Below are 23318 nucleotides of genomic sequence, written 5' to 3'. Positions count from 1 at the left end.
GCGCTGCCTTCACTCCACCCGCCAGCCGAACAGGTCCAGGGCCTTCTGGAATTCCCGGTCCAGCGGCGCCCGCACATCCACCGTGCCGCCCTCGGGATGCGGAAAACGCAGGCGCTCGGCGTGCAGCAGCATGCGGTGCACCCCCTGCATGCGGAAGATGCGGTTGTGGCGGCCGTCGCCGTGGCTGGTGTCGCCGATCATGTGGTGCGAAAGATGCTTGAGATGCCGGCGGATCTGCCGGAACCGTCCGGTCTGCGGCTGGCAGCGCAGCAGCGCATAGCGCGAACGGGCGAACTCGCCGACCGGCACCGGCAGCTCGCCGGTAGCCAGGCACTGGAAGTCGGTGATGGCAGGCTTCTTGACCGGTTTCCCGGGGCCGCCGTCGAGGTCGTGGTCGACCCGCCAGGACGCCTCGGCCGGCCAGCCGCGGCAGATGGTCAGGTAGTCCTTGGCCACCTCGCCGCCCATCAGGGCCTTGCCCAGCGCACTGGCGGTGTCACGGTCGAAGGCCAGCAGCAGGCAGCCACTGGTGGCACGATCCAGCCGATGCACCAGAAAGATCGGGCGCCCGAGCTGCTCACGCAGGCGATCGGCCAGGAAATCATCTTCGCCACGGGCCAGCTTGCTGTCATGGACCATCAGCCCGGCCGGCTTGTCGACCACCGCCAGGCGTTCATCCAGGTGCAGGAGCCGAAGGGGGGCGGTGTCGGTCTCGACCGCGGCGAGGGTATCGGGTTCGGTGCTCACCGCGCGATTATACGGGCGGCCTGTATGGGGTCAGATCCCTTTTCCTGCGGAAAAGGGATCTGACCCCGGGTTTGTGCCGCGAGGCAGTCAGGCGTTGCGCACGGCCAGCAGTTCACCGTTGCCCACCGGCACCAGGCTGACGCTGAAGTTCGCGTCCGCCTCCAGCAGCGCCCGCAGCGGCTCCATCTGTTCGGCGTGGGAGATCACGTTGTCCACCACCAGCAGGCCACCGGGCCGCAGCACGCGGCGCAGGTGCGGCCACCAGCCAGCGTACTGCTCGCGATCCGAATCGAGGAACAGCAGGTCGATGCTGGCATCGGCCGCCTGCGCCAGCCACGTCCCGGCGTCAGCGTGCATCAGGGTGATATGCGCCTGCAGGCCGCTGCGGGCGAAGGTCGCGCCGGCCAGGGCCACCTTGTCGGCAGCGTACTCCAGCGTGGTCACATGGCCGTCGATGGCAGCGGCAGCCTCGGCCAGCCACAGCGTGGAATAGCCGTTGGAGGTGCCGATCTCCAGCACGCGCCGCGCCTGTCCGAAACGTACCAGCAGCGACAGCAGCGCACCGGTATCCGGCGTGATGTTGAGCATGCGCCGGGCCCGCTCGCTTTCGCGCGCATCGTTGTCGGCGCCAAAGCGCGCCAGTTCGTCCTTGAGCGCCTGCAGCACGGCGGCTACTTCCACCACGCCCGGGCCAATGCGGCCACACCCACCGCGCCCGACAGCCAGCTCCACATCGGCAGGTCGCCCCAGTACCAGCCGGGCGGCTGCAGCACGTACATCAAGGCGGCAATGGCAAGCAGGCCGACACCGGTGATGGCACCGACCGCATGCTTCTGCAGGCGCTGCACGCTGGCATCGAGCGATACCAGATCGCGCGAGCGCATCGCCAGCTCATGACGCCCCTCCACCTGCTGGGTCAGCCAGGCATGCACCAGGCGTGGCATGTCCGGTGCGTGGGTCATGATTTCCGGCAGGCGCTTGCCGAGCTCGCGCATCACCCTGCGCGGGCTGTAGCGCTCGCGCAGGATCTTCGCCAGTACCGGCTTGGCCACCGCCCAGATATCGATCTGCGGGTCGAGCTGGCGACCGACGCCTTCGATGTTCAACAGGGTCTTCTGCAGCAGGATCAGCTGCGGCTGCAGCGTCAGCTGGTAGCGCTGCGCCACGCGGAACAGCTTCATCAGCACTTCCGCCAGCGAGATCTGCGACAGCGGGCGGGTGAAGTACGGCTCGCACACCGACCGCACCGCCGCTTCCAGGTCGTCGATGCGCACGTGGTCCGGCATCCAGCGCGCCTGCACGTGCAGCTCGGCGATGCGGCGGTAGTCGCGGTTGAAGATGGCCATGAAGTTCTCGGCCAGGTAGTACTGATCTTCCTGCGACAGCTGGCCCATGATGCCGAAGTCCAGCGCGATGAAGCGCGGATCGCTGCGGCGTGCCGGATCGGGGTCGACCCAGATGTTGCCGGCATGCGCATCGGCGTGGAAGAAGTTGTCGCGGAACACCTGGGTGTAGAACACCCGCACGCCCTTGGCGGCCAGCGCCTTGCGATCGATCCCGGCGGCGTCCAGTGCCACGATGTCATCGGAGGGAATGCCCCACACGCGCTCCAGGGTCAGCGCGCGCTCGGCCGTGTGGCTCCAGATCACTTCCGGCACGTACAGGTCGTCGGAGTTCTCCCAGAAGCGGCGCAGCACGCTGGCGTTGGCGCCTTCGCGCTGCAGGTCCAGCTCGGCGGCCAGGGTGTTCTCCACTTCCGCCACGACTTCGCGCGGGCGGATCTTGTCGGCACGCGGGTGGGTGCGCTCAACCAGCGCGGCCAGTGAATTGAGCAGGGCGATATCGGCGTCGATCTGCTTCTCGATGCCCGGGCGCAGCACCTTGACCACCACCTGGCGGCCATCGGCCAGCGTGGCCGCATGGACCTGCGCGATCGAGGCCGACGCCAGCGGTTCGGTATCGAAGCTGGCAAAGGCTTCGCTGACCGGCAGGCCCAGCGCGTCCTCGACGATGCGGCGCGCGGTGTCGCCGTCGAACGGCTTGACCCGGTCCTGCAGCAGGGTCAGTTCGTTGGCCACGTCCGGCGGCACCAGGTCGCGACGGGTCGACAGGATCTGCCCGAACTTGACGAAGATCGGACCCAGGTCCTGCAGCGCCAGGCGCAGGCGTGCGCCACGCGATTGTGCGGCGATGTCGGCAGAGGCCCGCGGAACGAAGGGTTTGGCCAGGCGCAGCCAGCGTTCGGCCGGCGTGTCCTGCAGCAGGTCATCCAGGCGGTAGCGCAGGATCACCCGGCCGATACGGCTGGCCCGCAGCACCGCCTTCATGCCGCACCCCGCAGGCGCTGCACGCGTGCACCCAGGCGCTCGACATCATCGCGCAGCACATCCACATCGTCGTGGAACGCGTCCAGCTCGGCGCGCGGCACCACGTCGCGCGATTCCTCGGTAATGAATTCGGCTGCACTGTGCGCCAGATCGATCACGCCCTGGCGGGCGTGCTGCAGCGCGCCGCGCAGTGTGTTGGCCACCTGTACGCCCAGCACCTCGCCGAACACGCTGACGAACGGCTGCTGCCAGTCCGGGTCGAAGCCCTTGGCCAGCTGCTGCAGGCGGCGCGCCAACTCGGCATCGCCGGCCACGCGCACGCGTCCCTTGCCGGTGCTGTCGGCGCGCCGGGCATTGGCCAGCAGCGGCAGCTGGGCCAGCACCCCCGACAAGCTGCTGCGTACGGCCAGATCGGCTTCCTGGGCATCCACCGGCCCCACCCGCAGCTGGTCACCGTCAACGCTGATGCGCATGGCCAGCGCAGGAGCCTCCAGGGTCAGATCGATATGGCGGCCATCCAGACCGGCCAACGCATGGCGGGTATCCGGATCCAGCGCCAGGGCGCGGTTCAGGGCGATCTGCAGGGCACGGCCGGCGACCGGCTTGAGGGACTTGAGCAGGGAAAGAGCCATGGCCCCATTCTACCTTCGTGGGTGCCGGGCTTGGGCCGGGCAGCGCGGATGGGTGCGGGTTCATCTCCGCCTCACCTGCCGGGCGAAGGAAGGTCCATGCTGTGGGGCCACGCAACGTCCAGGACATCGCATTGCCCATGAGCAGGACCCGGGTCGGCATCATTTTCGGTGGTACGTCCTCCGAGCACGAAGTCTCGCTGCAGTCGGCGAAGAACATCCTCGACGCACTCGACCACGAGCGCTTCGATCCGGTGCTGATCGGCATCGACAAGCAGGGCCGATGGCATCTGAGCCAGGCCGGGAGCTTCCTGCTCAACGCCGATGATCCGGCGCGCATCGCGCTGCACCGGTCCGGCGTCGCGCTGTCGGTGCACCCGGGCGCCGGACAGGCGCAGCTGCAGCCCGCCGATCCGGCTGCCGTGCTCGGCCAGATCGACGTTGTCCTGCCGATCGTGCATGGTCCGCTGGGTGAGGATGGCGCGCTGCAGGGCCTGCTGCGCATGGCCAACCTGCCCTTCGTCGGTTCACCGGTGCTGGGCTCGGCCGTGGCCATGGACAAGGACGTGACCAAGCGCCTGCTGCGCGATGCCGGCCTGCAGGTGGCGCCCTGGCAGTGCATCCGTCGCCACCAGGCTGCGAACATCGATGTCGACGGCGTCATCGCCGAGCTCGGTCTGCCGCTGTTCGTGAAGCCGGCCAACCAGGGTTCGTCGGTGGGGGTGAGCAAGGTCAAGGACGCTGCCGGCTTCGCGGCCGCGCTGGAACGGGCGCTGCGCTACGACCACAAGGTTCTGGTGGAAGCGGCCGTGGCCGGCCGCGAGATCGAATGTGCGGTGCTCGGCAACGAGCAGCCGCAGGCCAGCGTGTGTGGCGAAGTGGTGGTGCACGACGAGTTCTATGCCTACGACACCAAGTACCTCAACGAGAACGGCGCCGACGTCGTGGTCCCGGCCGACATCGATGATGCCACCCAGCAGCGGATCAGGCAGATCGCCCTGCAGGCGTATCAGGCGCTGGAGTGCGCCGGCATGGCCAGAGTGGATGTGTTCCTGACCGGCGATGGCCGCGTCGTCATCAACGAGGTCAACACGCTGCCGGGCTTCACCCGCATCAGCATGTACCCGAAGCTGTGGGGCGCCAGTGGCGTGGATTACACCACGCTGATCACGCGCCTGATCGAACTGGCGCTGGAACGGCACGAAGCCGATCAGAGGCTGCTGTAGGCCAGGCAGTACCCGGTACTACAGCAAACAACCGCTTCCGCCGGAGCAGTACCGGCCATCGACCGGCACTGCTCCGGGGCTCACTAGCCGCGCTTGCGGAACATCGAGATCACCGCAAGGACCAGGAACACCACGAACAGGATCCAGGCAATGTTGCTGGCCGCGCCGGCGATGCCGGAGAAACCGAGCACGGCGGCGATGATGGCGATGACGAAGAAAATGACGGCGTAATGCAGCATGGCGCTCCTCGCAGATATTCGGCCGTGGGTGGCGTGGGGTCCATCCTCCCGGTCCGGCGGTGTGCAACCGGTGATGGCCGGTTCTGCGCGCGATGAAGTCTTCAGCGCCGTGAGGCTGCCGTCATGACGACGCGGCCTGCAGCCGACGCAGCCCTTCCTCGATGCTGACCTGCGGCACATAGCCGAAATCACGGCGCGCCGGCTCCATGCTGTACCAGTGCGGCGTGCACAGCTGCTCGGCGAGGAAACGCGTCAACGGCGGCTCGCCGCGCAACCGCAGCAGCGGCCACAGGCGCTCGCAGATCGCACCGATCCGGTAGGCGGTCCTGAAGCTGATTGCCTTCTCCACAGGGGGGGCGCCCACGGCCTGCAGCAACTTGTTGACCAGCTCGCGCATCGGCAGTGGCTCGCCATTGGAGATGAAGTAGGCCTTGCCGGCGCAGGCCGCCGCCGGGCCCAGCGCCTCGAATGCCAGGAAGTGCGCCAGCGCGGCGTTGTCGATGTAGGTGGTGTCGACCTTGTTGCTGCCATCACCGACCAGGCGCAGCCGGCCCTGCCGTGCGCGCTCGGCCAGGCGCGGCACCAGCTGCTGGTCGCCCGGCCCCCAGATCAGGCGCGGACGCAGCGCCACCGTGGCCAACGTCGCGTCGTTGGCGGCCAGCACCCGTTGTTCGGCGATCGCCTTGGTCGCCGCGTACGGCGCCTGGAAATCCTCGCCGTAGGGCACCTCGTCCGCGCCCAGTCCTTCCACCGGGTGGGTGGCACGATGGGTCACGCTCGGTGTGGAGGTATAGACCAGCCTGCCGATGCCATGCGCACGGCAGGCAGCGATGACATTGTCGGTGCCGACCACATTGGCCTGGTGGTAGCTGTCGTAACTTCCCCAGGCACCGGCCTTGGCACCGTTGTGGAATACCGCATCGACACCGGCCACCGCATGCAGCACGGCCTGCGGGTCCGCCAGGTCGCCACGGATCTGGCCCACTCCCAGCGCCTGCAGCGCCGGGTAGTGGCTGCGGTTGAATGCCAGCACCTGGTGGCCGCGCTCGACCAGCCCGCGGCACAGCGCCTGGCCAAGGAAACCACCACCACCGGTGACCAGGATCTTCATGCGCGCTTCTCCAGTTCGGCGCTGGCCCAGACGGCGAGCTTCTCGCGGCCGATCTTGGCGTTGTGACGGATATCGACGGGAAACGCCGGATGCACCAGGAAGTGCTGCAGCCCGGCCTCGGGCAGGCGTGCGCCGGCAAGGGCGCGCAGCGCTTCATGCAGCGCCGGGCTGTCGGACTGTCCACGCTGCAGCTCCACGCACAGGACCGGCACCTGCGCGCCCGCGGGACCCACGCCGACCAGCGCGGTGCGTGCCACGCCCTGCACCGTGTTGAACACCGGCTCGACCTGTTCGGTGTAGAGCGGGCCGTGCGGGGTTTCCACGCGCTGGGTCTTGCGTCCGCAGAACCACAGACGGCCCTGCGCGTCGAAATAGCCGACATCGCCCATGCGATGCACGATGCGGGTACTGCCATCGGCCAGCGTTTCGGCAATCTTCGCCGCAGCGGTGGCCTGCGGACGATTGAAATAGCTGTCGGTGGCGGTGGGGCCGGCCACGGTGATCTCGCCCACCTCGCCGGTGGCCAGCACGCGTACCTGCGACCAGTCGGCCAGCGGTGCATCGTCGATGGCGATGATGCGCACTTCGTTCGGGGCCACCACGTTGCCCACGCAGGTACCCGCACCGCCCTCGGTGGCCGCACGGGTGCGCTCCAGTTCATGGCCTTCCACCACCGCCACCGGCAGGCATTCGGTGGCACCGTACGGCGTCCAGAACTGCGCGCCGGCCGGCAGCAGGCCACGGATGGTGGCGACCACATCCGGCGGAACCGGGGCACCGGCCGAGGTCACCCGGGTCACCGACGGCAGCGGCCGGCCATGGCGGGCCAGGACCCGCATCAGCGCAGGCGAGCCGAACAGCTGGGTCACGCCGAAGCGTTGGATCGCATCATGCAGGCGTGCCGGATCGGCCTGCGCGGGCCGCGTGGGGTCCATGTCCGGGATCACCGAGGTCAACCCCAATGCGGGATCGAACAGGGCGAAGGGCGGGAAGGTCGGCAGGTCCACCCCGCCGGCCTCCATGCCGAAGGCGCTGCCCAGCAGCTCGATCTGGCCCAGGAAATGGCGATGGCGGTAGACCACGCCCTTGGGCACGCCCGTAGAGCCGCTGGTGAACAGGATCGCGGCCATGTCCTCGCCGTCGGTGGCCGCCAGCATCGGCCCGGCCTGCGCGCCCGCGCGCTCCAGCGCGGCCAGGGTGGTCCCGCCCCAGGCCAGCCGCCGACCCACCGTGACCAGGCGGGTCGCCGACGGCGCCCAGCGCAGCGCCAGCCGTGCCACGTGGGCCAGCGGGATGCCGATGAAGGCCTCCGGCTGGGCTTCGTCCAGGCACTGCTTCAGCGCGCGCCGGTCGATGCCGGGATCGACCAGCACCGGCACCGCACCCAGCTTGAACAGGGCGAACATCAGCAGGAAGAACTCCGGCGAGGGCCGCACCATCACCACCGTGCGCACGCCGCGCCCGATCCCGTAGCCGGCCAGGCCGGCGGCCATGGCGTCGCTGCGGGCATCCAGCTGCCGATAGTCCAGGGTCACATCGTAGGCCGCCATGCCGTTGCCGGCGCCGCGGCGGCCGGGGCAGCGGATGGCGATCTGGTCGGGGCGTTCACGGGCCAGTTCAGGCAACCGCGCAGCAATGTTGCAGGGTCGGTTCATCCGTTCATTGTCGCCGCTTACGGAATTTCTTGCGCGGCGGCTCACTTCGTGGAAAATCCGCAGCCTCGTTCCCGATTCCGACTGCCGCCCGAGGCGGCTTGCCCATGCAACACCCCTGCATGACCTGCGGCGCCTGCTGCACCCAGTACCGCGTGGCCTTCCACTGGATGGAATCGGACGAGGTCACCCCGGGCGGCGTGCCCCACCAGCTGACCGAAGTGCTCGACCCGCATCGCCTGTGCATGCGCGGCACCCACTCCAAACCGGTGCGCTGCGTGGCACTGGATGCGCAGATCGGCGTGTATTCGCGCTGCACGATCCACCCCAACCGGCCCAGCGTGTGCCGCGAAGTGGATGCCTCATGGGAGTACGGCAAGGCCAGCCCGCAGTGCGACAAGGCCCGCATCGCCTACGGCCTGGACCCGCTGACGCTGGCCGACTGGCGCTGGCGCGACGAGGCGGACAACGACGACGATCATCCGGACGACAACGGCAGCAGCCCGTCGTCTCCGCCGCAGGCGCCGATCGCGGCGTGACGGTCGGGGTCGGGCCCGTTTCCGGCACGGAAGGGCTCTGACCCCCTGTACGACAACGCCGGGCATGGCCCGGCGCTACCGAAGGGATCCGATCAGATCGGGTTCGCGTCCAGGAAGGCGCGGATCTCCGGCACCAGCACCTCGTGCTTGTCTTCCAGCACGTAATGGCCCGCGTCCTTGAAGGCATGCACCTGGGCCTGCGGCAGCGCCGCCTGGAAGCCCTGCAGGAAATGGTGGTCGAACACGAAGTCGCGCAGGCCCCAGCCTATGAAGGCCGGGCGATCGGCAAACGACGGCAGCGCCTTGCCTGCACGCTCCAGCAGCGACCACGCCTTGTCGGCCGGGCCCAGCGGAATGTCCTGCATGAAGCGGATGGTGCTGATGCGGTTGGCGTAGCTGTTGTACGGCGATACATACGCGCGGCGCACGTCGGCGGGCATCTTCCGCTCCACGCCCAGCCACGATGCGCCGGCGGAGAAGGCATTGAAGGTGCGGATGATCCACTCGCCGATCTTCCAGTGCCGTCCGAGCGCGATCTGCCACGGCATCTTCTTCGCTGCCGGCATCGGGAACGCGGCGGTGTTGAGCACCACCAGCCGCTTGACCTGCGCGTGGTGCGACAGCGCCCAGCCAAAGCCGATCATGCCGCCCCAGTCGTGCACGGCCAGGGTCACCGGGCCGGTGATGCCCAGGTGCCTGAGCAGCGCATCCAGGTCATCCACGCGCGATTGCAGCGTGTACGCATAGCCACGGTCATCGGGCTTGTCCGACAGGCCCATGCCGATATGGTCGGGCACGATGCAACGGTACTTGTCCGACAGGCCGGCCACCAGCGTGCGCCAGTAATAGCTCCACGACGGATTGCCGTGCACCATCACCACCACCTCACCGTCGCGCGGGCCCTCGTCGAGATAGTTCATCGACAGGCCGGGGCGGACCTCGAAGCGTTGGGGATGGGCGGGGTAACCGGGAAGCCTGGACATCGGGTCGCACCTGTAAAAAGGGCCGGTAGTACCGGCCCCAGGATTCAACGCAGGGGTCTGTTTACCAGACCACTTCGGCCATCGAGCAGTTCAGGCCCGAGCCGATGCCCAGAAGCGCGATGCGATCACCCTTCTTCAGCTTGCCCAGCTGCTTGAGCTTGCTCAGCACGATCGGTACCGACGCCGGGCCGATGTTGCCGTGCTCGCCGAAGATGGTCATGACCTTCTTCGGGTCGATGCCGAAGTTCTTGATGAACGCTGCGGTGTGCGGCTGGCTGACCTGGTGGATGACGAACTGGTCCAGTTCTTCCACCGCCCAGCCCAGCGCGATCTTGGCCGCAGTGAACGTCTTCTGCGCCAGCTTGATGCCTTCGATCAGCAGCAGGCGGGTGTCGGTCACCATGCGGTCCAGGTTGCCCAGGCACAGCTGGTTCCATTCGGTCGCCGAACGGGTGACGCCGCCCTTGTAGCGCGGGGCATCCGGCACCAGTTCCGAGCGCGCCATCACCATGGCGGCAGCGCCTGAACCGGTGGTCAGCGCCGCCAGTTCGTTGCGGAAATCGTCGGCGGTGACGTCCGGCGCGGTCATGCGCTCCAGCGTCTTCTCGTACACCAGGTTGGCGGTTTCGCCATCCACCACCAGCGCATAGTCGATGTCACCGCGCTCGATCATGCGCGCCGCGATGTCCATGCCGTTGATGAAGGCCAGGCAGGCATTTGCGACATCGAACGTCATGCATTCGTCGCTGACACCCAGATTGCCCGAGACGATGGAGGCCGTGGACGGCTCCAGGTAGTCGCGGCTGACCGAGGTATTGACCAGCAGGCCGACCTGGGTGGCTTCGATGCCGGCATCTTCCAGTGCCTTGCGACCGGCCATGGTGGCCGCGTCCGAGGCCAGCACGCCGTTGTCCCACAGGCGGCGGGCGTGGATGCCGGCGATATCGCCGAGCACGTCGGTGCGGATGCCCAGCCGGTCCAGCGTCGGCTGCAGGCGTTCGTTGATTTCCTTCGTCGTCAGCGTATGAGGCGCATCGACGTGTGCCAGGCCGGCGATCGAGACATTCTTGAAGAGCATCGAGGTTAGCGCCAAGGCTCAGGCAAAAGGGGGCGCTATTCTATAACCCCCCGGGCCTTCACCGCATCTTTACGAATTCAGGCTTGCCCGTATGGTGAAGGATTCAGCGCGGCGGGCACTGGAAGGCGGCAAAGCGCTGGCTGCCATCGGCCGGCGGTGCGGCGGCCTGTACGGCATTGGCGCCGGCGCTGGGGGCCTCGTTGCGGGCCAGCGTTTCCAGTTCTTCCTGCACGCGCAGCGGGTTGCGGTTGTAGAAGCCGACCTTGCTCTTCACGGTGACCACCACCTCGCCCTTGGTGATGCAGCCGGTCGGCGCCGGCCCGGCCGGCAGCACGCGGACGGTCTTCCCGGCCGGTTCGATCGGCACCCAGGTACAGGCGGTGACGGTGAGCAGCAGGGAGGAAAGCAGCAGAACGCGCATGGGCAGATCCTGGAAGGGTATGAGGGGGATTCTGCCTGAACCGCCTGAATCGAGGGTAGCCGGGAGGCCTGCCCGCCGTGGCGGGCAGGCCTGTCCCTTACTTCTTGACCGGCTTGCCTTCGGCATCCAGCACGGTCACCTCGCCCAGGTTCAGCGCGCGCACGGCCGCCTCGGTCTGCTTGAGGTCGCCCACCACTACCCAGGTCAGCGCCTGCGGCTTGATCTCGGCCGCAGCCTGCTGCACCTGGGCCGGCGTCATCGCCTCGATCTCGGCCTTGCGACGCAGCACATAGTCATCCGGCCGCTTGAACTGCACGATGCTGCTGATGGTCGCGGCGACCGCACTGGCGGTCTCATAGGCGCCCGGCAGGCTCAGCGTCTGGATGTTGCGGATGCGGTTGACCTCGGCAGCGGTGGCCGGCTTGCTGCCCGTGCTGAACTCGACGATTTCCTTCTGCATCTCGGCCAGCGCCGGGCCGGTCTTGTCGATCTGCACGGGGGCACTGGCCGCCCACGGCCGCTGTCCGACCGAGTTCGGCGCACTGCTGCGCGCACCATAGGACCAGTGCTTGTCCTCGCGCAGGTTCATGTTCAGCCGCGAGGTGAAGTCACCGCCGATCACACCGTTGGCGATATCGAAGCGGGTCGAGCTGGCGTCACTGGACGGCGGCACCACCTGGCCGGCGAACAGGTTTGCCTGCACCGCACCCGGCTGATCGATCAGGAACACGCGCGGGCCCTTCGGCAGCGCCACATCGGTGGCCGCCTTCACCTGCGGCGCATCGCCCGTGGCCTTCCAGTCGCCCAGCTGCTTGTCCAGCAGGGGCACGATCTCGGCCAGCGTGGTATCGCCAACCACGATCAGGGTGCCGTCCTGCGGACGCAGCCAGTCGCGGTGGAAGTCGACCAGATCCTCGCGGGTGAGGCTGCTGATGGCCGCTTCATCGCCGCTGCCAGTGAACGGAATGGCGTACGGATGGCCTTTGCCGTACAGCAGCGGCGGCAGCACGCGCATGGCCACCGCGTTCGGGTTGACCTTCTCCTGCTGGATGCCGGCGATCCAGGTGGCCTTGACCCGGTCGATCTCGGCCTGTTCGAAGCGCGGCTCGCGCAGCAGATCGCGGTACAGGGCCAGCGATGGCACCAGGTTCTCCTTCAGTGCCGACAGGTCCACGGTCACCGAATCCAGGCCGGCACCGGCGTCCAGGCTGGCACCCAGCGCATCGGCGGCATCGGCGAAGGCCAGCGAGCCGAGCTTGCCGGCGCCTTCGGTCATCAGGTTCATGGTGAAGTTGGCGGTGCCCGGCTTGCGGCCCTGGTCGGCGGTGAAGCCACCCGGGAACTGGTAGCTGAACTGCACCACCGGAATCTCGTGACGCTCGGCCAGCACCACCTGGGTGCCGTTCTTCAGCGTGGCGCGCTGCAGGGCGGGGAACTTCAGCTGCGGGAATTCACGGGTCTGCGGCACGCCGGCCTTGCGGTCCACCTGCTCCGGCAGGGTGCTGTACTTCGGGTCCACGGCCGGCACGTTGAACGGCTTCGGCGCCTGTGAGGGATCTTCCTTCAGCGCCACGCGCTCGCCCGGTTCGACCACCAGCGTGTGGCTGCCGACGTCCAGCCACTGTGCGCCCAGGCGCTTCAGGTCGGCCGCGGTCGCCTTGTCGATGTTGGCCAGCGACGTGCGGAAGCAGCCCGGGTCGCCGGTGTAGACCGCGCATTCGGCCAGTGCGTCGGCCTTGCCACCGAAACCACCGATGCGCTCGATGCCGCGGATGAACGCTGCGCGCGAGCCGGTCTTGGCACGCGCCAGCTCGTCGGCCGTGGGGCCCTCCTTGATCAACCGGTCCAGTTCTTCGTCGATGATCTTCTCGACCTTGGCCGGATCCTGGCCCTGCTTCACCGTGGCCATGACGATGAAGTTGGAACCCAGCTGCGAGGCGTAGGCGCCGGCGCTGATGTTGTCCACCAGCTTGTCCTGGTGCTGCAGTCGCTGGCTCAGGCGCGAGGACTTGGCGCCGCCGAGCACATAGGCCAGCAGCTGCAGCTGGTCGACGTCGGTGGTGCCGACCTGCGGCACGTTCCAGGCGCGGTAGATGCGCGACTGCGGCACCTTGTCGGTCATCGTCTCGCGGGTGTCGGCCGGGCGCTTGGCCACGTCGACCTTCGGCTGCGCCATGCTCGGACCGGCCGGGATGCTGCCGAAGTAACGGGCCACCTTCTCCTTGGCGGTGGCCACGTCGATATCGCCCGCCAGCACCAGCACCGCGTTGTTCGGGCCATACCAGGTGCGGAACCAGGTCTTGACGTCATCCAGCGAGGCCGCGTTGAGGTCGTTCATCGAGCCGATCACGCTGTGGTGATACGGGTGGCCGGCCGGGTACATCGCACGGTTGAGCTTCTCCCAGGCCTGGCCATAGGGCTGGTTCTCGCCCTGGCGCTTCTCGTTCTGCACCACGCCGCGCTGCTCGTCCAGCGCGGCCTGGTCGATCGCACCGAGCAGATGGCCCATGCGGTCCGACTCCATCCACAACGCCATGTCCAGCGCGGTGGTCGGCACGTTCTCGAAGTAATTGGTGCGATCGGTATTGGTGGTGCCGTTCTGGCCGGTGGCACCCACCTGCTTGAACGGTTCGAAATACTCGCCGTCGTGGTTTTCGCTGCTCTGGAACATCAGGTGTTCGAACAGGTGGGCGAAACCGGTGCGGCCCGCAGGCTCGTCCTTGCTGCCGACGTGATACCAGACGTTGACCGCCACGATCGGCGCCTTGCGATCGGTATGCACGATCACGCGCAGCCCGTTGGGCAGGGTGAACTGCTCGAACGGAATATCGACCTTGGCCGGCGTGACCGTCTTGGCCGCCAGTGCAGGAGTGGGCGCGAGCGTGCCCAGGGCAGTGCTGAGGGCAACAGCGAGAAGTGCAGCACGCGGGCGCAGGGCGAGAGACATTTCCGGATCCTTGGTCACGTTGGTGAAGCCCGATCCTAGCGTGCCCATCCGGGGCCCGGAATCCGCCAGCAGTCACTGGGGGTGTTTGCCCTCGCAGCCGTTCAGGGCCTTGTCGGCGGCCCCCGACAGCAGTCACGTCTCCCCCGCCCCCGCGTCCGGACAGTGTCCGCGCCCCCTCGGATGGACAGGTGTCCGCCCCGCGGACACTTTCAGGCGGAATAAAAACCCTTTCAAATCAATGATTAAAAGTTGGCACGGGGTTTGCTTGGTACTTCCTGCGCCAAGAAGGGCTTCAGACAAAAGCTGACTGAAGACTGAACAAATGCAAGAAATCGAAAATTTCCCTTGCATCCCCCGAATTGGTGTTCTACCTTACTACCACACCACCGCTCAACAACACTAAACAGGCCCCGTCATGAACGCCAAGACCATTGCCATCGCCATCGCCCTGATCGCCGGCACCGCGGTTGTTTCGTCGGTGCAGGCCTCCGAATCCATCAAGACCCTGGACACCGTGCAGGTTCGCCCGGCCGCCGACCAGCTGGCCCAGCAGGCCTGGGAACGCGCCAGCAGCATCCCGACCCTGGCCACCGTGGAAGTGCGGCCGAGCGCCGAGCAGCTGGCCGAACGCGACGGCTTCACCGCCGCCCCGGTCGCCGCCGCCCTGCCGATCACCACCCTGGCCGCGGTGGAAGTGCGCCCGAGCCTGGAACAGCGCGTTGCCCTGGCCGCCGAACTGGAAGCACAGCGCTACGCAGCCACCCTGGCCGCCGCCGCCACCAGCGTTGCCAACCAGGTGATCGTCAACCTGCCGACCCTGCAGGTGCGTCCGAGCGCGGCCGACCTGCAGGCCCTGGCCACCGAAACCGCCCAGGTCCTGCTGCGCCCGTAAGCGGTGCCCGCCCTGCCCTGGCAGGGCGTGCGCCGTACTGGCAGCCGTCGCAGGTACACTGCGCCGATGAATGCCGCACCCCAGTTCCACGTGATCCTGTTCCAACCGGAAATCCCGCCCAACACGGGCAATGTGATCCGGCTCTGCGCCAACACCGGCGCGCAGCTGCACCTGGTCGAGCCACTCGGCTTCGCACTGGAAGACAAGCAGCTCAAGCGCGCCGGCCTGGATTACCACGAGTACTCGCGCCTGCAGGTGCATCCGGATCTGGACACCGCGCTGGCGCGGATTGCACCGAAGCGGTTGTTCGCACTCAGTACCCGCGCCAGCGTTCGTTACGACAGCGTGGCCTTTGAAGAGGGCGACGCCTTCCTGTTCGGCCCGGAAAGCCGCGGCCTGCCGCAGGATGTGCTCGATGCCTTGCCGGAGGGCCGGCGCCTGCGCCTGCCGATGCGGCCGGACAACCGCAGCCTCAATCTTTCCAACACCGTTGCCGTGGTGATGTATGAAGCCTGGCGGCAGCACGGGTTTGCCGGCGGCGCGTAATTTGCGTGTGTCACTTTCTTTGCTCGCGCAAAGAAAGTAACCAAAGAAACGCGCCGCCGCCCGCGAGCCGGTGCTGCGCACCGGTACCCTGCGCTCCTCGGCCCGCCGGGGGACGGCGCGGAACTCGCTGCGCTCAGACACCCGCGCCTCTTCGCCCCCGCCGGACCTGCGGTGCTCGGCTCGCTTCAAGGCGGACCCAACAGCCGCGCGGTAGATCCACGCCATGCGTGGATGCCTTCCGCCTGGATCAATCAGGAGTGGGCGCCCTTGCGTTGCCCGGGGCGCGTGCGATTGCCGACAGAAGAAAACTCCAGACCATCAATATCGGCATGCGCACCGCACATGCCCAAGCCCGTCACCGTCGGGTCGATCCCGCCGGATGAGACTCTCAGCGCACCTGCATGTTTCTCGATAGCCACTGTGCCTAGTTCGGACTGATGAATCAGTTTTCCGCCTTCTGGCTTCATATGCAGCACGAAGGAGCAGACGTGCTGCATCGCCTGGGTACTGTGCAGCTCAACCCTATAGCCTAGTGATTCTTCGACGATCGACAGGCGGTCCCTGAACCCATCGCGGCAACTACGTCCGTTGCCAGGTTCGGTACACAGATCGCTCGCCTGCGAATAGCTGCCTGCCCATGCCCCATCATCTCCGTCGCCTGCCCACGCCATCTGCAGCACGGAGGCTTGGAAGAGCAACGGGAGACACAGCAGCCTTACAACGGGATTGTTCTTCATTCAGCTTGCATCTCCGGATAGGCGTCCGATGTCGCCCACCCTACTCGGCAACGCCGGCCAGCGGCCGGCACTACCGGTGCACTCAGAACGCGTTGATGCCGGTCAGCTCGCGGCCGATCACCAGCTGGTGCACGGTCTCGGTGCCTTCATAGGTGATCACCGATTCGAGGTTCAGCGCGTGCCGGATCGCCACGTGTTCGGTGGTGATGCCAGCCCCACCGAGCAGATCGCGACACTCGCGGGCGATGTCGATGGCCATGCGGCAGTTGTTCCACTTGGCCAGGCTGACCTGCTGCGGCTGCAGCTGGCCGGCTTCCTTCAGCCGGCCCAGTTGCAGGGCCAGCAGCTGGGCGGTGGTGATGCGGCGGGCCATTTCCGCCAGCTTGATCTGCGCGCTCTGGGTGGCGGCCAGCGGGCGGCCGAACAGCACGCGCTCCTTGGCGTAGCCCAGCGCTTCATCCAGGCAGGCGATGGCCGCGCCGATCGGGCCCCAGCTGATCCCGTAACGCGCCTGGGTCAGGCACCCGAGCGGCCCCTTCAGGCCCTTCACGTTCGGCAGGCGGTGGCTGTCGGGCACGCGCACATCGTCGAAGAACAGCGCGCCGGTCAACGAGGCGCGCAGGCTCATCTTGTGCTTGATTTCCTGCGTGGTGAAACCGGCCATGCCCTTCTCCAGCACGAAGCCCTGGATACCGTCCTCGGTCTGCGCCCAGACGATGGCCAGATCGGCCACCGGGCCGCTGGTGATCCACATCTTGCTGCCGCTGATGCGCCAGTCACTGCCGTCGCGCACGGCGCGGGTCTTCATGCTGGCCGGGTCGGAACCCCCATGCGCCTCGGTCAGGCCGAAGCAGCCGATCAGTTCGCCGCGTGCCATCGCCGGCAACCACTGCTGGCGCTGTTCCTCGCTGCCGTACGCGTAGATGGGATACATGCACAGCGAGCTCTGCACCGAAACGAAGCTGCGCAGGCCCGAATCGCCGCGCTCCAGCTCCTGGCAGATCAGGCCATAGCTGACCGCGCCGAGGCCACCGCCACCGTATTCGGCCGGCAGTGTCGCGCCCAGCAGGCCCAGCGATGCGATCTCCGGTACCAGTTCGGCCGGGAAGCGCGCCTGGTCGAAGGCATCGCCGATGATCGGCAGCACGCGCTCGTTGGTGAAACGCGCCACGCTGTCCTGTACTGCGCGCTCTTCCTCGCTGAGCAGGGAACGGACATCGAACAGGTCGTACGGATCCAGGGCCATGGCACTCACACGCAGTCGGGACCGGGCCATTGTCGGTCATCCGGGAAGCGCGTGCCGACCAAGGTCGGCTCCCATCCGGCTGCGGGCGTACGCTGCACTGCAGCAATCACGACGTGAACATCGGCGATCTAGCTCGATCACGCCCGTCCCGGTACCCTGACACATTCAAACAACCGTTTCGCCGTGGCTGCACGCGCGATTTCCAGGCAACCGCCGGTGGCCCTGCTACCGGCACTACCCACGAGTCATGCAATCGATGAGCGCTGAAGCCAACGCCCTGCCCCCGCGTGAAGTAATGGAGTTCGACGTGGTGATCGTCGGTGCCGGCCCAGCCGGGCTGGCCACCGCGATCCGCCTGCGCCAGCGTGCGATCGAAGCCGGCCGCGAACTGTCGGTGTGCGTGCTGGAGAAGGGCTCCGAGCCCGGTGCACATGTTCTGTCCGGTGCGGTGATGGACCCGCGCGCCCTGACCGAACTGTTCCCGGACTGGGCCGAACGCGGCGCACCGCTGAAGCAGAAGGTCACCCGCGACGAGTTCCTGTTCCTCAGCGAGACCGGGTCGCGCAGCACGCCCAATGCGCTGCTGCCGGAGTGCTTCCACAACGAAGGCAACTACATCATCAGCCTGGGCGAAGTGACCCGCTGGCTGGCGCAGCAGGCCGAGGCGCTGGAAGTGGCGATCTTCCCCGGCTTCGCCGCCGCCGAGGTGCTGTACGGCGACAACGGCGAAGTGATCGGCGTGGCCACCGGCGACATGGGCATCGAGAAGGACGGCAGCATCGGCCCGGCCTTCGAGCGCGGCATGGCACTGCACGCCAAGTACACGGTCTTCGCCGAAGGCGCGCGCGGCCACCTCGGCCGCCAGCTGATCGCCCGCTACAAGCTGGACGAAGGCAAGGACCCGCAGGCCTACGGCATCGGCATCAAGGAACTGTGGCAGATCGACCCGGCCAGGCATGAGCCGGGCCTGGTGGTGCACGCCGCCGGCTGGCCGCTGGACAGCGACACCTACGGCGGCGCGTTCCTGTACCACGCCGACGGCGGCAAGGTCGCCATCGGCTACGTGGTCGGCCTGGACTACAAGAACCCATGGCTGAGCCCGTTCGAGGAATTCCAGCGCTTCAAGACCCATCCGGATATCCGCAAGCATCTGGAAGGCGGTACCCGCATCGGCTACGGCGCGCGTGCGATCACCGCCGGCGGCCTGCTGTCGCTGCCGAAGACGGTGTTCCCCGGTGGCGCGCTGGTCGGTTGCGAGGCCGGTTATCTCAACGCCAGCCGCATCAAGGGCAGCCACGCCGCGATCAAGACCGGCATGCTGTGCGCCGACGCCGCGTTCGACGCGCTGGCCGCCGATCGCCAGCACGATGAACTGAGCGCCTATCCGCAGGCCTTCGAAGCCAGCTGGCTGTTCACCGAACTGCAGCAGGCCAAGAACTTCAAGCAGTGGTTCAAGAAGGGCCAGACCGTGGCCACGCTGATGACCGGTGTGGAGCAGTGGCTGCTGCCGAAGCTGGGCGTGCGCAACCCGCCGTGGACGCTGCACCGTACGCAGCCGGACCACGCCTGCCTGGAGCCGGCGGCCCAGCACACCCGCATCAGCTACCCGAAGCCGGACGGGGTGCTGACCTTCGACCGTCTCAGTTCGGTGTTCCTGAGCAGCACCAACCACGACGAGAACCAGCCCAGCCACCTGACCCTGAAGGACCCGAGCATTCCGGTGAAGGTGAACCTGGCCGAGTACGCCGGCCCGGAAGCGCGCTACTGCCCGGCCGGCGTGTACGAGTTCGTTGGCGAAGCCGACAACGCACGCCTGCAGATCAACGCGCAGAACTGCGTGCACTGCAAGACCTGCGACATCAAGGATCCCACCCAGAACATCGTCTGGGTGACCCCGCAGGGCGGCGGCGGCCCGAACTACTCGGGCATGTGACCGCAGGGGGCTGCGACCGCGTGTCGCAGCCCGGCCCGCGGCGGCCACGGCTATCCTCTCCGCCCATGCGTGCCTTCCGTCTGCTCCCTGCCCTCGTCCTGCTGCTGGCGTGCAGCGGCTGCCAGCGCACGGCCACGCCACCGGCCACACCTGAGCAGGCGCGACAACAGGCGATGCAGCGCGCGTTCGAACTGTGTGCGGGCTGCCACACGGTGCAGGCCGGTGGCATCCACCGGTTCGGCCCCAACCTGCACGGTGTGATCGGACGCCGCGCTGGCAGCCTGCCCGACTATGGCTATTCGCAGGGCATGCGCCGGGCCGATATCGTCTGGACCGCGCAGACCCTGGATGCCTTCCTGCAGTCACCAACGCAGCAGGTGCCCGGCACGCGCATGTACAACGCTTTTCCCAGCGCCGAACGACGTGCGCTGGTGATCGCTTACCTGCAGCAGCAGTCTGCTCAGTGAGACAGCCCCTGCAGCTGCTGCTGCAGGCGTGACAGGAACGCCTGGACTTCGGCGAACAACGGCGCGCTGTCCACTTCTCCGGCGTCTTCCAGGCGTTCGACCAGGGCATTGGCCTGCGTTGCCAGCGCATGCGCACCCACCGCCCCGAGCCCCCCGGCCTGGCGATGCAGGTGCAGGGCGGCGGCCTCGCGGTCGCCGGCCTGCACCGCACGCTGCACGGCCGCGATATCCACCTCGCTGGCCTGCAGCAGGGTGGCGGCCAGCTGCACGGCGACCGCATGCGAACCGAAGCGCCGCTGCAGGCCCGCCAGGTCCAGCGATGCGTCGCCCTCCACCGCTGCGGACGACTCGGCGGTCGCCTCCGGTGCCACGGACGCCTGCGGCAGCCATCGCATCAACGCCGCGCGCAGCGTAGCCAGCGACAACGGCTTGGCCAGCACCTCATCCATGCCGGCCTCGCGGCAACGTCGCGCGTCGTCGTCCAGCACGCTGGCCGTCAATGCCAGTACCGGCATGCGCGCCTGGCCCTGGCGGCCTTCGCGCTCGCGCAGCAGGCGGGTGAACGCAAAGCCATCGAGAACCGGCATGCGGCAATCGGTGATCACCAGGTCGAAGCGTTCCGACGCCAACCGGTCCAGCGCCTGCTGGCCATCACTCACCAGCACGTGCGGAAGGCCCAGCTGCTGCAGCCGCCAGGCCATCATCGCCTGGTTGGTCGGATGATCCTCGATCACCAGCACGCGGCTCTGGCGCAGCGCGGTCGGCAGCAGCGCCGCCTGCTCGTGCTCGCTCGCCAGCACGGCGACGTCCTCGATGCCGGCTTCCACCAGCGACAGACGGACCTCCGCGCGGGTGCCCTCGCCGAGCGTGCTCTGCAGGGTCAACGTGCCGTCCATCATCTGCACCAGCCGCTGGCAGATGCTCAGGCCCAGGCCGGTTCCGCCATGGTCGCGCTGGATGTATGCACCGGCCTGGGTGAACGGCGCGAAGAGGTGCTGCAGCTGTTCCGGCGCGATGCCCATGCCGGTATCGATGACGCTCAGGCACAACGGCTGACTGCCATCGGCGGTGGTCGGCCCGAGCACCTCCAGCCGCAGCCACACATCGCCCTGCGCGGTGAACTTGATGGCATTGCTGAGCAGGTTGAAGACGATCTGCCGCAGGCGCACGCCATCCACTTCATGCGCCGCAGCCAGCTGCGGATCGATCTGCACGTGCAGGGCCAGGCCACGCGCGCTGGCCTGCGCCGACATCAGCCGGCACACGCCTTCCAGCAGGGTCCGCAGTGACAATGGCACCGGTTCCAGGCGCAGCGCACCGGCTTCGATGCGCGAGTAGTCGAGGATGTCATCGAGGATCTGCCGCAGCATCTGCGCAGAATCCTCGATCACGGCAAGGATGCGCTGCTGTTCTGCATCCAGCGGCGAGTGCGCCAGCACTTCCAGCATGCCCAGTACACCGCTCATCGGCGTGCGGATCTCATGACTCATCGTGGCCAGGAAGCGTGATTTGGCCTCGGCCGCCTGTTCCGCCTCGATCTTGGCCGCCGCCAGCGCATCGGCCTGTGCGCGTGCCTGGGTCACGTCCACCCAGTAGCCGCTCCAGGTGACGGCACCGGCCTCGGTGACGTAAGGGTGAGCCTGGCTGCGTACCCAGCGCGCGGGCGTGCCGTCATCACCCGGCAGCAGGCGGAACTCGAAGGCCAGCGGCGCGAACTGGCGGGCCGCCTGGTCGATGGCCTGCAGCACGGCCTGGCGGTCGGTGTCCTCGATCCGCGCCAGCAGCGCCTGCGCATCCTGCTCGGCACGCTGCCGCGGAATGCCGAACAGTGCCTGCAGGTCGCCGGCGATGAAGGGGAAGGCCAGGCTGCCGTCCGCGTCGCGACGTGCCTGGTAGACCACCGCAGGCAGATTGTCGGTGACCTCGGCCAGGCGCTGCTCCAGATGGCGGCGACCGGCCACCTCCCGGCGCAGCCGCCAGTGACCGACGCCATGCACCACCGCCCCGGTCAGCAGCACCAGCAGCAGCGGAAGCCCCCAATGCAGCACGGCGTCCCAGTCCACGCCACTGCGATACTCCACGGCCAGCCAGTCGCCCCGCAGCGCCTCATGCTCCCGCGGTGACATCTGCAGCAGCAGGCGGTCGAAGGTGGTCGCCAGGGCGGCATGGCGACGGTCGACAGCCAGCGCCAGCTGGTCGCCGAATCCGGCCGGCGCAAGGATCTGCAGACGGCCCGGGAAGCGGTTGCGCAACAGGTGATCGACCAGGACCAGGTTGCCCACGTAGGCATCGGCCTCGCCATTGGCCAATCGCTGCAACGCCTGCTCGCCACTGCGCGCGGGAATGATCTTTGCCCGTGGCGCCTGCTGCAGCACGTAGCCGCGCAGGCGTTCCGGGTCGGACAGCAGCACGCGCTTGCCCTGCAGATCGGCCAGCCCCAGGATCGCCGGGCTGTCGCGCGTGCCGACGATCACGCTCGGCACGCTGATGAAGGGCTGGCTGAACACCCAGTCCGGCCCCAGGTAGCGCGAATCGGTGGGAATGCCCATCACCGCCTGCACCTCACCCTGCAGCGCCTTCTCGCGCACCTCGAACCAGTCGTGGCTGGTTTCCACCTTCAGGTTGGCGCCGACCTGGATCAGCCGCCGCAGGTACTCGCTGGTCAGGCCGCTGGGCTGGCCGTCGTCGTCGGTGAACGAAAGCGGCGCGGCATTGGGCGCGAAGGTGATCTTCAACGGCTGCTGCAGCACCCGCTTTTCGGCCTGGCTCAGGGCCAGCTGCGCCGACGCGGACCATTCCGGAGGCCGCAGCCAGCGCTGGGCCAGCGCGTCCCGCTGCGCCTGGCTGGTGGCAGCCAGCGCAAGATCCAGTGCCTCGGCCAGCGGTTGCTTGCTGTTGGGGACGCCGAAGTGCGCCCGCTCCGGCGGCAGATCGCTGGGCCGCAGCAGCACCACTCCCTTCAGCTGATGGGCCGCGATCAGCTCGGTGGCGACATAGGCATTACCGATATAGACGTCGGCCTTGTCGTCTCTGACCATCTGCAACGCCGCCAAAGTGCCATTTGCGACAAGTTGTCGAGCGCGTGGAAATCGTGCACGCACCTGCGGTGCGGTCAGGAAATCCTGCTCGATCACGACGCGCAGTCCGTCAAGATCCGGCATCTCCGAAGCACGCAGGTCTCCAGGTCGTCCGACCACCGCCAGCGGCGCTTCGACATAGGCCGAGGTGTAGACCATGCAACGGGTTCGGTCGGCACTCAGGCCGATGTTCATGACCACATCGATCTCGCCCCGGCATGCCGCGTCCAGCACGGATGTCCAGTCCGGATAGCGGCGTGCCTCGACTTTCACGCCCAAACGACGAGCCAAAAGCGACAAGTAGTCCGGTCCCAGGCCGACCTGCTGGCCTTCGTGGATCGACTCGAAAGGGGGCCAACCGCTGTCATACTGCCCGACGACGATGCGAGGGTGCGCGGTCAGGTATTCGCGTTGCAGGGGACTCAACGGCAATGGGCCGGGCGCGAGTTGCGCCCAAGCGACGGCAGGACCCAACATGGCCAGCAGCAGGACCCGCCCGCGAACAGCCCAGCTACGCATCG

20 protein-coding genes are annotated in these 23318 nt (G+C 67.6%); 6 read left to right on the top strand and 14 right to left on the bottom strand.

Going from position 1 to position 23318, the window contains the following annotated elements:
* Positions 1-9: 9 nt before the first annotated feature.
* From ACVOJ1_RS05190 to ACVOJ1_RS05175, 4 genes are all read right to left on the bottom strand, one after another.
* Positions 10-747, bottom strand: coding sequence for a pseudouridine synthase (locus tag ACVOJ1_RS05190; RefSeq protein WP_053518434.1), 738 nt, complete (start codon positions 745-747; stop codon positions 10-12).
* An 87-nt stretch (positions 748-834) separates the two neighbouring features.
* Positions 835-1413: an O-methyltransferase gene (locus tag ACVOJ1_RS05185; RefSeq protein WP_322523091.1), complete on the bottom strand. Its 579-nt coding sequence runs from the start codon at positions 1411-1413 to the stop codon at positions 835-837.
* Positions 1414-1418: 5 nt separating this feature from the next.
* A complete protein-coding gene (gene ubiB / locus ACVOJ1_RS05180) occupies positions 1419-3074 on the bottom strand; it encodes a ubiquinone biosynthesis regulatory protein kinase UbiB (protein WP_065174173.1) in 1656 nt (551 codons plus the stop codon).
* Positions 3071-3706: a ubiquinone biosynthesis accessory factor UbiJ gene (locus ACVOJ1_RS05175; RefSeq protein WP_053518430.1), complete on the bottom strand. Its 636-nt coding sequence runs from the start codon at positions 3704-3706 to the stop codon at positions 3071-3073. The genes ubiB and ACVOJ1_RS05175 overlap by 4 nt, the downstream gene beginning before the upstream one ends.
* Before the next feature lie 137 nt (positions 3707-3843).
* Here ACVOJ1_RS05175 and ddlA point away from each other — a divergent pair, with 137 nt between their 5' ends.
* The gene (gene ddlA / locus ACVOJ1_RS05170) at positions 3844-4929 is read left to right on the top strand and encodes a D-alanine--D-alanine ligase (RefSeq protein WP_346480099.1); all 1086 of its coding nucleotides are present in this window, start codon (positions 3844-3846) and stop codon (positions 4927-4929) included.
* 83 nt (positions 4930-5012) lie between these two features.
* Here the strand turns inward: ddlA and ACVOJ1_RS05165 are convergent, their stop codons facing one another.
* From ACVOJ1_RS05165 to oleC, 3 genes are all read right to left on the bottom strand, one after another.
* Positions 5013-5168, bottom strand: coding sequence for a DUF1328 domain-containing protein (locus ACVOJ1_RS05165; protein ID WP_004153593.1), 156 nt, complete (start codon positions 5166-5168; stop codon positions 5013-5015).
* Between the two features lie 121 nt (positions 5169-5289).
* Complete coding sequence (gene oleD / locus ACVOJ1_RS05160) at positions 5290-6279, bottom strand: 2-alkyl-3-oxoalkanoate reductase (protein ID WP_111186525.1); 990 nt, start codon at positions 6277-6279, stop codon at positions 5290-5292.
* Positions 6276-7934, bottom strand: a complete 1659-nt coding sequence (oleC, locus tag ACVOJ1_RS05155) for an olefin beta-lactone synthetase (RefSeq protein WP_053518426.1) — start codon at positions 7932-7934, stop codon at positions 6276-6278. Before oleC ends, oleD begins: the two co-directional genes overlap by 4 nt.
* A 104-nt stretch (positions 7935-8038) precedes the next feature.
* On the opposite strand from oleC, the gene ACVOJ1_RS05150 reads away from it, so the two are divergent.
* Positions 8039-8470, top strand: a complete 432-nt coding sequence (locus ACVOJ1_RS05150; protein ID WP_053518425.1) for a YkgJ family cysteine cluster protein — start codon at positions 8039-8041, stop codon at positions 8468-8470.
* A gap of 92 nt (positions 8471-8562) precedes the next feature.
* Here ACVOJ1_RS05150 and ACVOJ1_RS05145 read toward each other — a convergent pair whose 3' ends face one another.
* The 4 genes from ACVOJ1_RS05145 to ACVOJ1_RS05130 all read right to left on the bottom strand — a co-directional run bounded on the left by ACVOJ1_RS05145 (position 8563) and on the right by ACVOJ1_RS05130 (position 13899).
* Positions 8563-9453 (bottom strand): alpha/beta fold hydrolase, encoded by an 891-nt coding sequence (locus tag ACVOJ1_RS05145; RefSeq protein WP_346480098.1) that lies wholly within the window; start codon positions 9451-9453, stop codon positions 8563-8565.
* Positions 9454-9514: 61 nt separating this feature from the next.
* Positions 9515-10531 (bottom strand): 3-oxoacyl-ACP synthase III, encoded by a 1017-nt coding sequence (locus ACVOJ1_RS05140; RefSeq protein ID WP_008264841.1) that lies wholly within the window; start codon positions 10529-10531, stop codon positions 9515-9517.
* Between the two features lie 103 nt (positions 10532-10634).
* Positions 10635-10952, bottom strand: coding sequence for a DUF4156 domain-containing protein (locus tag ACVOJ1_RS05135; protein ID WP_053518422.1), 318 nt, complete (start codon positions 10950-10952; stop codon positions 10635-10637).
* Positions 10953-11049: 97 nt separating this feature from the next.
* Entirely contained in the window at positions 11050-13899 is a 2850-nt protein-coding gene (locus ACVOJ1_RS05130; protein ID WP_053518421.1) for a M16 family metallopeptidase, read from the bottom strand.
* A 415-nt stretch (positions 13900-14314) separates the two neighbouring features.
* Here ACVOJ1_RS05130 and ACVOJ1_RS05125 point away from each other — a divergent pair, with 415 nt between their 5' ends.
* Positions 14315-14791 (top strand): XAC0231 family protein, encoded by a 477-nt coding sequence (locus ACVOJ1_RS05125; RefSeq protein WP_346480097.1) that lies wholly within the window; start codon positions 14315-14317, stop codon positions 14789-14791.
* A 66-nt stretch (positions 14792-14857) separates the two neighbouring features.
* The gene (locus tag ACVOJ1_RS05120; RefSeq protein ID WP_340044211.1) at positions 14858-15337 is read left to right on the top strand and encodes a tRNA (cytidine(34)-2'-O)-methyltransferase; all 480 of its coding nucleotides are present in this window, start codon (positions 14858-14860) and stop codon (positions 15335-15337) included.
* 251 nt (positions 15338-15588) lie between these two features.
* Here the strand turns inward: ACVOJ1_RS05120 and ACVOJ1_RS05115 are convergent, their stop codons facing one another.
* Positions 15589-16074 (bottom strand): hypothetical protein, encoded by a 486-nt coding sequence (locus ACVOJ1_RS05115; RefSeq protein ID WP_346480096.1) that lies wholly within the window; start codon positions 16072-16074, stop codon positions 15589-15591.
* An 82-nt stretch (positions 16075-16156) separates the two neighbouring features.
* Positions 16157-17320, bottom strand: a complete 1164-nt coding sequence (locus ACVOJ1_RS05110; protein ID WP_053518446.1) for an acyl-CoA dehydrogenase family protein — start codon at positions 17318-17320, stop codon at positions 16157-16159.
* A gap of 256 nt (positions 17321-17576) precedes the next feature.
* Here ACVOJ1_RS05110 and ACVOJ1_RS05105 point away from each other — a divergent pair, with 256 nt between their 5' ends.
* Positions 17577-19253, top strand: a complete 1677-nt coding sequence (locus ACVOJ1_RS05105) for an electron transfer flavoprotein-ubiquinone oxidoreductase (RefSeq protein WP_340044210.1) — start codon at positions 17577-17579, stop codon at positions 19251-19253.
* Positions 19254-19318: 65 nt separating this feature from the next.
* Positions 19319-19720, top strand: coding sequence for a c-type cytochrome (locus tag ACVOJ1_RS05100; RefSeq protein ID WP_053518416.1), 402 nt, complete (start codon positions 19319-19321; stop codon positions 19718-19720).
* On the opposite strand, the gene ACVOJ1_RS05095 is transcribed toward ACVOJ1_RS05100, so the two are convergent.
* Positions 19714-23316 carry an ATP-binding protein gene (locus ACVOJ1_RS05095; protein ID WP_346480095.1) on the bottom strand — a complete coding sequence of 1201 codons (3603 nt, stop codon included), beginning with the start codon at positions 23314-23316 and terminating at the stop codon, positions 19714-19716. The two genes, ACVOJ1_RS05100 and ACVOJ1_RS05095, sit on opposite strands and share 7 nt — an antisense overlap.
* Positions 23317-23318: the final 2 nt, after the last annotated feature.

Source organism: Stenotrophomonas sp. STEN225, from assembly GCF_056756445.1.
This window is presented reverse-complemented; position numbering and strand designations above follow the sequence as displayed.